At 52.1% G+C, this 11,077-nt stretch carries 9 protein-coding genes and 2 pseudogenes; 5 read left to right on the forward strand and 6 right to left on the reverse strand.

Annotated elements, in window-relative coordinates:
• Nucleotides 1–77: 77 nt before the first annotated feature.
• A complete protein-coding gene (gene fumA / locus ACMWKK_RS23085) occupies nt 78–1,724 on the reverse strand; it encodes a class I fumarate hydratase FumA (RefSeq protein ID WP_112781932.1) in 1,647 nt (548 codons plus the stop codon).
• 199 nt (nt 1,725–1,923) lie between these two features.
• On the opposite strand from fumA, the gene manA reads away from it, so the two are divergent.
• Together manA and ACMWKK_RS23095 are read left to right on the forward strand one after the other, a co-directional pair.
• Nucleotides 1,924–3,108, forward strand: a complete 1,185-nt coding sequence (gene manA / locus ACMWKK_RS23090; protein WP_112781933.1) for a mannose-6-phosphate isomerase — start codon at nt 1,924–1,926, stop codon at nt 3,106–3,108.
• Between the two features lie 214 nt (nt 3,109–3,322).
• Nucleotides 3,323–4,855, forward strand: a complete 1,533-nt coding sequence (locus ACMWKK_RS23095; RefSeq protein WP_112781934.1) for a YdgA family protein — start codon at nt 3,323–3,325, stop codon at nt 4,853–4,855.
• A gap of 116 nt (nt 4,856–4,971) precedes the next feature.
• Here the strand turns inward: ACMWKK_RS23095 and ACMWKK_RS23100 are convergent, their stop codons facing one another.
• Nucleotides 4,972–5,424, reverse strand: coding sequence for a hypothetical protein (locus ACMWKK_RS23100; protein WP_112781935.1), 453 nt, complete (start codon nt 5,422–5,424; stop codon nt 4,972–4,974).
• A gap of 689 nt (nt 5,425–6,113) precedes the next feature.
• On the opposite strand from ACMWKK_RS23100, the gene ACMWKK_RS23105 reads away from it, so the two are divergent.
• A complete protein-coding gene (locus tag ACMWKK_RS23105) occupies nt 6,114–7,430 on the forward strand; it encodes a hypothetical protein (RefSeq protein ID WP_112781936.1) in 1,317 nt (438 codons plus the stop codon).
• Between the two features lie 717 nt (nt 7,431–8,147).
• On the opposite strand, the gene ACMWKK_RS23110 is transcribed toward ACMWKK_RS23105, so the two are convergent.
• Nucleotides 8,148–9,176, reverse strand: a complete 1,029-nt coding sequence (locus tag ACMWKK_RS23110; protein ID WP_045329111.1) for a Mal regulon transcriptional regulator MalI — start codon at nt 9,174–9,176, stop codon at nt 8,148–8,150.
• A gap of 177 nt (nt 9,177–9,353) precedes the next feature.
• Between ACMWKK_RS23110 and ACMWKK_RS23115 the strand changes: the two are divergent.
• Nucleotides 9,354–9,548, forward strand: a pseudogene (locus tag ACMWKK_RS23115) (PTS sugar transporter subunit IIBC); the annotation flags it as partial.
• A gap of 139 nt (nt 9,549–9,687) precedes the next feature.
• Here ACMWKK_RS23115 and ACMWKK_RS23120 read toward each other — a convergent pair.
• Nucleotides 9,688–10,005 (reverse strand): hypothetical protein, encoded by a 318-nt coding sequence (locus ACMWKK_RS23120; RefSeq protein ID WP_112781937.1) that lies wholly within the window; start codon nt 10,003–10,005, stop codon nt 9,688–9,690.
• Nucleotides 10,005–10,243 (reverse strand): annotated as a pseudogene (locus ACMWKK_RS23125) (hypothetical protein). The gene ACMWKK_RS23120 and the pseudogene ACMWKK_RS23125 overlap by 1 nt, the downstream one beginning before the upstream one ends.
• A 96-nt stretch (nt 10,244–10,339) precedes the next feature.
• On the opposite strand from ACMWKK_RS23125, the gene ACMWKK_RS23130 reads away from it, so the two are divergent.
• Nucleotides 10,340–10,606 carry a DinI family protein gene (locus ACMWKK_RS23130; protein ID WP_112781938.1) on the forward strand — a complete coding sequence of 89 codons (267 nt, stop codon included), beginning with the start codon at nt 10,340–10,342 and terminating at the stop codon, nt 10,604–10,606.
• Between the two features lie 42 nt (nt 10,607–10,648).
• Here ACMWKK_RS23130 and ACMWKK_RS23135 read toward each other — a convergent pair.
• Nucleotides 10,649–11,077: tail fiber assembly protein (locus ACMWKK_RS23135; RefSeq protein WP_406542942.1), on the reverse strand; the 429-nt coding region annotated here is incomplete at its 5' end.

Raw genomic sequence — 11,077 nt, forward strand, 5'->3', positions numbered from 1 at the left:
CGGGTGGCGCTGACGCTGACCCGACCTACAGACACGTAGGCCGGGTAAGGCGAAGCCGCCACCCGGCAATTACAGATTTACTTCACACACGCCGAACACTGGGACGACTGGATCTGCTTGAAGAAGTCGTTGCCTTTGTCATCCACGAGGATAAACGCCGGGAAATCTTCCACTTCAATTTTCCAGATCGCTTCCATACCCAGTTCCGGGTATTCCACGCACTCCAGGCTCTTAATGCTGCCCTGCGCCAGGACAGCAGCCGGGCCGCCGATGCTGCCGAGGTAGAAGCCGCCGTGCTTGTGGCAGGCATCCGTCACCTGCTGGCTGCGGTTGCCTTTCGCCAGCATGATCATGCTGCCGCCGTTGGCCTGCAGCTGGTCGACGTACGAGTCCATACGGCCCGCCGTGGTTGGGCCTAACGAGCCGGACGCATACCCCTCAGGCGTTTTCGCCGGGCCCGCGTAGTAGATCGGGTGATCTTTAATGTACTGCGGCAGCCCTTCGCCGTTGTCCAGGCGCTCTTTCAGCTTCGCGTGCGCGATGTCGCGGCCCACGATGATGGTGCCGTTCAGGGAGAGGCGGGTAGAAACCGGATACTGCGAAAGCTGCGCCAGGATCTCTTTCATCGGACGGTTCAGGTCAACGCGAACCGCTTCGCCCTCACCCGCTTTACGCAGCTCTTCCGGGATGTACTTGCCCGGGTTGTTTTCCAGTTTTTCGATCCACACGCCTTCGCGGTTGATCTTGGCCTTGATGTTGCGATCCGCAGAGCATGAGACGCCCATGCCGACCGGGCAGGATGCGCCGTGGCGCGGCAGGCGGATCACGCGCACGTCGTGGGCAAAGTATTTGCCGCCAAACTGCGCCCCGAGGCCCAGATTACGCGCCTCTTCCAGCAGCTCCTGCTCAAGCTGCACGTCGCGGAAGGCCTGACCGTGCTCGTTACCTTCGGTCGGCAGGCCGTCGTAGTATTTGGTTGAGGCCAGCTTCACGGTTTTCAGCGTGCTTTCCGCCGAGGTGCCGCCAATCACAAACGCGATATGGTACGGCGGGCACGCCGCGGTGCCGAGGGTGCGCATCTTTTCAACCAGGTAGTTTTTCAGCTTGCCCGGGGTGAGCAGCGCTTTGGTCTCCTGGTAAAGATAGGTTTTGTTGGCTGAACCGCCGCCTTTGGCGATACAAAGGAATTTGTACTCGTCACCGTCGACGCTGTAGAGATCGATCTGAGCAGGCAGGTTGGTGCCGGTGTTGACCTCTTTGTACATATCCAGCGCGGCGTTTTGCGAGTAGCGCAGGTTGTCTTCGATGTAGGTGTTATAGACGCCGTGCGCCAGCGCCGCTTCATCGCCGCCGCCGGTCCAGACGCGCTGGCCTTTTTTCCCGACGATGATCGCCGTGCCGGTATCCTGACAGGTTGGCAGAATGCCTTTCGCCGCGATATCGGAGTTACGCAGGAACTGCAGGGCAACGTATTTATCGTTCTCGCTGGCTTCCGGGTCGCTCAGAATATCGGCCACCTGCTGCTGATGCGCAGGACGGAGCATAAACGAGGCGTCGTGGAATGCGTGCTGCGCCAGCAGCGTCAGCGCCTGCGGATCCACCTTGAGGATCTCTTGTCCTTCAAACTCGGAGACGGAGACGTGATCGCGGGTTAACAGGTAATACTCGGTCCGATCCTTACTCAGCGGGAAAGGATCCTGATAATGGAAGGGTTTATTCGACATTGTTCTCTCACTTACTGCTTCGGTCTGTTTATTCAGGGCAGATGTTCCGCTGCCCGGCTTAAAAGCGAGTCAGCTTATCCTACACAATTTTTTAACAAAAACTGAGACTAGTACGACTTTTTACATCCACAGGTTACTTCCATGTGGTTTATTGCTTTAATACGCGGAGTTAATTCCACATTTGAATCAGGGCTTGATAATGCAAAAACTCATTAACTCAGTGCAAAACTACGCCTGGGGAAGTAAAACTGCGTTAACGGATCTCTACGGTATCGCGAACCCGAACAACCTGCCGATGGCAGAACTGTGGATGGGGGCGCACCCGAAGAGCAGCTCAAAAATTGAAGACGCCAGCGGCCAGGTTCGCAGCCTGCGTGACGTCATCGACGCCGATAAAGCCGCGCTGCTGGGCGACAAGGTGGCTGAACGCTTTGGCGAACTGCCGTTCCTGTTTAAGGTGCTGTGCGCCGACCAGCCGCTCTCCATCCAGGTTCACCCGAACAAGCAAGCGTCTGAAATCGGCTTTGCGAAAGAGAACGCAGCGGGTATCCCGTTAGACGCCGCCGAGCGTAACTACAAAGATCCTAACCACAAGCCGGAGCTGGTCTTTGCGCTGACGCCGTTCCTGGCGATGAACGCGTTCCGCGAGTTTTCAGAGATTATCTCCCTGCTGCAGCCGGTCGCGGGTGCCCATAACGCTATCGCGCACTTCCTTGAAAACCCGAACGCCGACGCGCTGAGCCAGCTGTTTGCCAGCCTGCTGAATATGCAGGGTGAAGAAAAATCCCACGCGCTGGCGGTGCTGAAAGCCGCCCTGGACAGCCAGCACGGTGAGCCGTGGGAGACCATTCGCCTGATTTCCGAGTTCTACCCGAACGACAGCGGCCTGTTCTCTCCTCTGCTGCTAAACGTGGTGAAGCTGAACCCGGGCGAAGCGATGTTCCTGTTCGCGGAAACCCCGCACGCCTATCTGCAGGGCGTGGCGCTGGAGGTGATGGCCAACTCCGATAACGTGCTGCGCGCGGGGCTGACGCCAAAATACATCGACATTCCCGAGCTGGTTGCCAACGTGAAGTTCGTGGCGAAACCTGCCGCAGAGCTGCTGACGCAGCCGATTAAGAACGGTGCAGAGCTGGACTTCCCTATTCCGGTTGAGGATTTTGCCTTCTCCCTGCACGACCTGAGCAGCGCCGAAACCTCGGTGGCTCAGGAGAGCGCGGCGATCCTGTTCTGCGTGGAGGGCGAAGCGACGCTGCACAAAGGCGACCAGCGTCTGGTGCTGAAACCGGGTGAATCCGCTTTTGTCGCGGCAAACGAGTCGCCGGTCAGCGTGAGCGGCACTGGTCGCCTGGCGCGCGTTTTCAATAAGCTATACCCTAAATAATTCGAGTTGCATGAAGGCGGCGACGCAGCGAATCCCCAGGAGCGTACATAAGTACGTGACTGGGGTGAGCGAGGAAAGCCAACGCACAGGCAACTTGAAGTATGACGGGTATTAGGGACTTACTGATTTTTTTAACAACTCTTGCTAAGCTAGTTGCAGGCTTAATATCTCCAGGCGGTTTCTACCGCCTGGTTTCATTTTAGGGATAGTCGCAATGAAAAAATCGGTCGTAGCGGTTGGAGTGATTGTAGCGTTGGGCGTGGTCTGGACGGGTGCCTCCTGGTTTACCGGGAAACAGCTGGAAGGCCGCCTGGCTGAGATGGTGGCGCAGGCTAACGGAGAGATTAAGCGCAGCGCGCCGGAGGCGGGTCTGGAGCTGAGCTACCAGAACTATCACCGCGGCGTATTCACCAGCCGTATGCAGCTGGTGGTGAAGCCGGTTGCCGGTAGTGAAAACGGCTGGCTGAAGCCGGGCCAGAGCGTGGTGCTGGACGAGGTGGTGAGCCACGGTCCCCTTCCGCTGGCGCAGCTGAAGTCCTTTAACCTTATCCCGTCTATGGCGTCCGTTCATACCGTGCTGGTGAATAACGACGTCACCAAACCGCTGTTCGACCTGGCGAAGAATGAATCGCCTTTCGACATTAACACCCGCATCAGCTATGCCGGTGACACGAGTTCCGATATTGCGCTGAAAGCGCTGAACTACGAGAAAGAGAATGAGAAAGTCGCCTTCAGCGGCGGCAACTTCAAGCTTGACGCGGACCGCGACGGCAACGTCTTCTCCCTGACGGGGGAAGCGGAAAGCGGCCTGGTCAACGCCGTGAATGAATACAACCAGAAGGTGCAGCTCACCTTCAACAACCTGAAAGCCGACGGCAACAGCCGAATGACCGATTTCCAGGAGCGTATCGGCGATCAGAAGCTGTCTCTCGACAAGGTTGCCATTGCGGTTGAAGGGAAAGAGATGGCCGTGCTGGAAGGCATGGACGTCAACGGTAAATCCGACGTGTCCAAAGACGGAAAGAGCATCAACACGCAGCTGGACTACACGCTTAAAAGCCTGAAAGTGCAGAATCAGGATCTGGGTACCGGCAAACTGTCGCTGAAGATCGGCAATATTGACGGCCAGGCGTGGCACGAATTCAGCCAGAAATACAGCAGAGAGAGCCAGGCGCTGCTGACCGATGCCGCGCTGCAGCAGAACCCGGAGGTTTACCAGCAGCAGGCTATGGCGGTACTGTTCAACAACCTGCCGATCCTGCTCAAGGGCGAGCCGGTGATCACCGTTGCGCCGCTGAGCTGGAAAAATAGCAAGGGCGAAACCAGCTTTAACCTTTCTCTGTTCCTGAAAGATCCGGCCACCGCAACGGGTGAACCGCAGACGCTGGCGCAGGAAGTGGATCGCAGCGTGAAGTCGCTCGACAGCAAGCTGACCATCCCAATGGATATGGCGACCGAGTTTATGACCCAGATCGCGAAGCTGGAAGGCTACGGCGATGAAGACGCCGGCAAGCTGGCGAACCAGCAGGTGAAAGGTCTGGCGGCCATGGGTCAGATGTTCCGCATCACGAAGGTGGACAACAACACGATTTCCACCAGCCTGCAGTACGCCAACGGCCAGGTCACGCTAAACGGCGACAAGATGCCGCTGGAAGACTTCGTCGGCATGTTTGGTATGCCGACGCTGGGGATGCCTGAACCGGCAGCACCTGCCGCGCCAGCCGAACCGGCGGCACCTCAGCAGTAAACGTCAAAACCCCTCATACGAGGGGTTTTTTATTGCCGGGTGGCGCTGACGCTTACCCGGCCTACGATTCCGGGTCGTTGTAGGCCCGTGCAAGCGCAGCGCCGCCGGGCGTGACCTCAGTGCGGCAGGTAAGGTTCTCTGACAAAGTCAGCCAGGAGATAAATCAGGTCATGCAATAGTCCAGTAAGTTCTTGCGAGACATTGCTCGCCAGAGTCTGACTCAACAGGGCCTGATTAAGTGCCTGAGCATATCCCACCAGCATCGCAGTATCTTGCCAGCAATCCGGAACGCAGGATTGCGCAGGTAACGCGGTACTCAGTCGCTCAACCAGATGTGGCGGTAAATCTTCATCGCATCGGTTTTTTATCTCATCGAGAGTAAAAGCCAGACGGCCACACAGCGCTAAGCGCTCTGCTTTGTCGTGGGTTTCCAGCAGCACATTAACAAAAGCGCAGCAGCAATCCGTCAGTTCGAAGAGATCCAGCGTTGAGGATATCGGCAGGTCAAGAAGTTGGCAGGCAATACTGTTAGTGGATTGAGGGTTAGCAAGGGTTGGGATCGTAGCCATAGGGCAGCCTCCGTGTGATGTTTCAAGCCACCGTCTAAGTTTCCACGCTCAGAGGGTGGCGGCGCTGACAGGGGTGGAAACTGAATCACACGGTCTTCAGCCAGCCTTTCGACTGCCCTATCAGCGCCACCGTTGATTTTACAAGGATATGCGCTGCCCCGACACTAAAACTGTGTCGTCGTGTGATAGATCAGGTTTCCACGCCTGACTGCGGATTTTGCCGCAGTGGGAGTACTGTAAGCGTGATGTGGGTGGAAAGAAATAATGGTTTTTGGTTTACATGAGGTTTCTTGCAGGATTGCGAACATGCTTCCAGATTATGGGTAACTTCTTCGGCTACATGAGTCAATATCGAAAGTAGGAGATTGAATTTTCTATGTAAAAATGATTATTAGTAGCTTTTGAGAGAGAGTTTTGCAACACAAAGTACGATTTTTTAACCTTATGTTATTCTCATTTGTGGGGAACAAGAAACCGTTTCACTATGAACGGTCAATTAACTCCTTAGCCCTAAACACCTGAACTAGCAAAAACATAAAAAAACTTTAATAACAAAAAGTTATAGAAAACTACCTTGTATTAATAATGTTATGCCATTTTTTCCACTAAAAACTGACAAGAACTATCTTGATATCTTTTTCAAATTCAATAAAGTAGAAAGAAATGGAAAGGAATAGGAAAAGACCGAAATGAAGGGTACAGAGATAAGTTCACATTTAGTGCCGCCAGTTCCACTCAATCCTACAGAGGTAACATTGTTACAAACCGCACTCTCAACTGTGAGGCATGATGTAGTTGATTGCCCATACATTTCAGAGGCAATAAGGGTTCTTCCTGTAAAAGGTTATAGAAGTGCCATCACTGCTTACTGGAATGCTGTTGTTGATGATTTACGTAAAAAAATAATTCATCGTAGCCTCGATCTATTCAACAAAGAGTGTAAACAAAGAAAAGAAATTAAAACGTATGAAGATTTTCAGGATTATGTGAACGACTTTGATTTAATAGATGGAGCTTTCAAAATAGGAGTTATCGATCGAGAGGGTCAGAAACTATTACAACAAGCTAGAGACACCAGAAATTTATTTGGTGGACACCCACAAAGTAGCGATCCTGATTTAATAAAAGTAGTGAACTTGATCAATGATTGCAATAAATACGTTCTTTCTAAAGAGTTTCCACCAGCCATTATAGATATATCTACATATCTTTCAGAAATGGATTCAGCAACATTTAACAAAAATAGTCTAGCAGTTAATCAAGCCTTTTCAGACCTACCTGAAATATATATCAGTGAATTATCCTCTCGCTTTTTTGGCACATACTGCTCAGCCAATATATCAAGTGAACTCAGAAACAATATTGAATTTTGCGCACCTATTTTATGGGCGTTACTTTCTAAAGAAGATCGCCGTAAAGTCGGCCAACAATTTGACAAATATTTAGTTTCTGGAAACAACAATAAGATAGAGAAGGCACAACAGTTCATACTATTGGTAGATGGCCTGATGTATATTAGCCCCGCTTCCCGCAAAGTTATTATCGAGCCTCTCATTAATAAACTTACAGAGTCTTTAGATAATTGGTCAGAAGAGGAAAAAGCTGCAACCCAATTATTACCTTTTTCGAGTTTCGTCCCAGAAGATAATATTATTGAATTTGTTTCAGCCATTACCAAAACTTATGTTGGTTATCGTGGTGTAAGCTATCAGTACGGAAGGAAGAATTTTTATTCAAATGGCGCCGCTCCCTTAATATTGGAAATGTTCGAACACTTTGATATTAAAATGGTTTCTGCATTTGTTGATGTTGTTAAAAATGACGGTACGCTTCGTCATAGAATCCAAGAGGACGGGCAATATTCTCGATTACAGAAACTAGGTGAGTTTCTGTTAAACAAAAGCACCTGCCCCCCTACGGATAAAATATTCTTAACACTTTTAACAGACACAAGTAAAAATAAAGATGTATTTTTAAAAACCTTACCTAAAGTCCCCGCAAGATAAAAAACTTAGGCGTGTTCATTTTTTATCACGCCTAAGTATCAACCCCTATATGGTGTATTTAATGAGAAGCTGTATCGAAAATCAACTATCAAAGAATATATCAGTGACTTCTTCATGTATCAGCTGTAGAAAAGCATCTCATCATTCCCCAAAATCGCGGGCAACCAGAATGCCTTGCAACTGTAAATCCTGAATAGTACAAATAGTGAAGCCAAAACCTCTATAAGCGTTTTTGATGACCTCAATGCTTACTTTTATAGAAAATGAGAAAGGAAACACCAAGCAGAAAACGACCATGTTTTAGTATTTATTGCTTCCTTTTTCCATGATTGCAGTATCCACGCTAAAGCAGGACACATAAACAGCTTGCCCTGCTTTAGAGCCATCCCATACAACCAGAGTAGCAGTAGTTGTATCATGCATCTGTAGTGGCACAGTAATTTTCGTACCAATAACAGAGAGCGTCCTGAACAGTAACCGGCTTAGACGCTCATCAGAGTGAATCTTAATCAGGATGGGGGGATCTCGTTTCTCTGCAAGCCACATCCGGTCATCATCTCGTTTCTCCCTAGCAATATTTCGCCTTTATAAACCGAAAAACTGAAGCTAGAACAGCCACCGCGTTTATTGCCGGGTGGCGCTGACGCTTACCCGGCCTACGATTCCGGGCCGTTGTAGGCCCGTGCAAGCGCAGCGCCGCCGGGCGATGCGCTCGGACTATTTCACCGTCACCAGTCGCGCCGCCACAATCTGGTGGCCGGCCTGCACGTCCGTATTTTCGATGCGCTGCATGATTCTGTCCGCCAGCGTGTAGCCCATCTCCCGCGCAGGGGTGGTGGCCCAGACGATCGGCAGATCGTCGAGCGCGCTTTCACCGACGTCGGCGAATGCCCCGAGCGCCACCTGGTGGCCGAAGAAGGTTTCCACTCCGCCCTCGCCGCTCTGCCGTCCGGCGCGGATCAGGCCAAACCAGGCCCCCATGGCAATCACGTCGTTGTAGCAAATCACGGCGCTGATCGTCGGGCTGCTTCGCAGCAGCGAGCCTATCGCTTCCGCCGCTTTCTTCTGGCTGGATTCGCACTCCACGACCCACTCGCTGTGGAACGGCAGGCCGTATTTAATCAGCGTCGCGCAGTAGCCGCCCACCCGCTCGGCGCGGGTCAGGGACGAGCTTTTTCCTCCCAGCCAGGCAATGCGCTGATGCCCGCGACGGATCAGATGCTCGGTCAACATTTGCGCGGCCTGCATGTTATCCGGGCGCAGCGTGTCGGCCTCGTCGAGGTAGCTGGCGCGTGAGGCAAACACCAGCGGCACGCCTTTTTCGGCGGCGCGCTCGCACAGTTCGCTCCCCACGCCCGACGCCCCGGCGACGATCACCCCGTCGACACCCTGATTAAGCAGCATGTCGAGCCGGGAGAGAAGCTGATCGGCCTCGCGACCGCCGTGAAGCAGAAAGACCATCCGCCCCTGTGCTTCAAGCGCCTCGGTTAAGCCGGCGGTCAGCTCTGCATAAAACGGAGACGTCAAATCCCGCACAATCAGGCCAATCACCCCGCTTTGCCCACCGCGCAGCGCCGACGCCTGGCGGTTACGCACGAAGCCCAGCTGTTCAACCGCCTCGTTAACCCGCTGGCCGGTTGCAGGCGAGATCCGCCCTTTTCCGCTGAGCACCAGAGAAACGGTGCTGACGGAAACGCCCGCCGCCAGCGCGACATCGTTGATGGTGATTTTTTTCGCTACAGCCATGTGTCGGCGTGACTCCCTGAAATGAGATCGGTAAAACGTTTTATCAATACGTTATCTTTATACTACCAGTTAATGCCTGAGAATGTGATTTAGCGCGCACTAAACTTTGATAAAACGTTTTATCTTCTCGCAGCATTGAAGCAGATAAACTGATTTTAACAATAAAGGAGTCGTTTTATGACGGCGAAAGCAGCACAAAAAATATCGCTGTGGGAGTTTTTCCAGCAACTGGGTAAAACCTTTATGCTGCCCGTGGCACTCCTCTCGTTCTGCGGGATCATGCTCGGGATCGGCAGTTCACTCAGCAGTAAAGACGTCATCACGCTGATCCCGTTCCTGGGAACTCCCGTGCTGCAGGCCATCTTCATCTGGAGACTATTAAGTCTTTTAACGAAGTGGCTTGATGTTGGATTGATGTGCGGTAACTTCTGCTATGTTGCCGCGATACGATTTGTCATGTGCAATGAACTAACGTCGTTTCGCGGTAACTTTATGCCCCACCCATGCCCCATCACACCACCCTGTCATCCTGCATCAAGCTGTTGATGAAGAACGTCACCCGCCCCATCACCTCAACCTCTTCCGCAGCATCCCCCTCTATCGCTTCACCATCATCACAAATCAGCGCCCTGCCCATGACTCTGGCAAACTGAGTCCGTCCGCCGCTGAGGATTAGCAGAACCTGATTCTGTACCAGTCTGGTGCACGGCTCGATAACCGCAAAGCCAGATGAGGTTTCGAGGATGCGGCTGTCCATGCCGATCCCGCAGATAATTTCCGGAGATAAACGCGGTGCTACGAAATCAGCCGCCGGTGAAGGAAATCCCATCAGTGCACCCTCCCCATATTGCGAAGGATCCAGTAACGGTTGCCGCTGCCGTCCGTGCTCTTATCGGCAAAGTCGGGCTGATAACGCTGGACCTTGAGTTGGCATCGGACTGACTGAAATGCCAGTGTCTGTCCTGTAACTCAGCGATACACTTATCTGTGTAAAGGCAAAGATAGCCTTTAGGGTTTTGCTGTATAGCCGCAATAAAAGCAGCATGAATATCCGGCTGACGGGGCATAACGAACCCTCACTTTCTTGATTGCTGTATGCATATACAGTAGTATTTTAATAAAAACAGATCAAGCACAGTAACTTCACTTTGAGAGGAATGGGTATGTTCGTTGAACTGGTTTATGACAAGCGAAATGTTGAGGGGCTCCAGGGGGCCGGAGAGATCATCCTGGCTGAACTAACAAAGCGGGTGCACAAAATTTTTCCTGATGCCGAAGTGAAGGTAAAGCCGATGCAGGCGAACGGCTTGAATAGTGATGCCAGCAAAAGCGATCGGGAAAAGTTGAACCGCATGTTGGAGGAGATGTTTGAAGAGGCCGATATGTGGCTTGTTTCTGAGTTTGCGACCGTTCGCCATGTCGGTCTGTGATGTCAAAAAGGCTGCCGGAATATCTCCGACAGCCTTTTTTATTTATGCATCGTCTGCAGGCGGTGTCGGCCAGGTGATATCCGGCGCTTTCGACGTGTCCACCGCTTGCACTGCTTTGATGTAGTTCATCCAGGCTATCAGGCTGGCTTTATCTTCATCGCTGATAATGCCTAGCTGTAACTCCGTCTGCCAGAGACTGATCGTTGCTTTCGCCTCAAGAAGCAGCGCAGCTTTCTGTTGCTCCGCCGATTCAACATCAGCAGCGTGCTCAACTGCAGTATCCGTAACCCATTTTTTACCATTCCATTTCTGATAAGGTCCGGAAGGTGAAATGCCGGTAAAACCTGCATGGATAGGGCCGATGTAATCGACAGTAGAAGATTTGGCGTCAGTGATTGAATAAACAGTCTCACCCCGATGATCTTCCTCCTGAGTCCACTCTCCATCTGTAAATACAGCAACCCTGCCGCT

Origin of the sequence: Enterobacter sp. 01-M-03-SI-ECC (assembly GCF_047530215.1) — a bacterium.
Lineage (GTDB): Bacteria > Pseudomonadota > Gammaproteobacteria > Enterobacterales > Enterobacteriaceae > Enterobacter > Enterobacter chengduensis.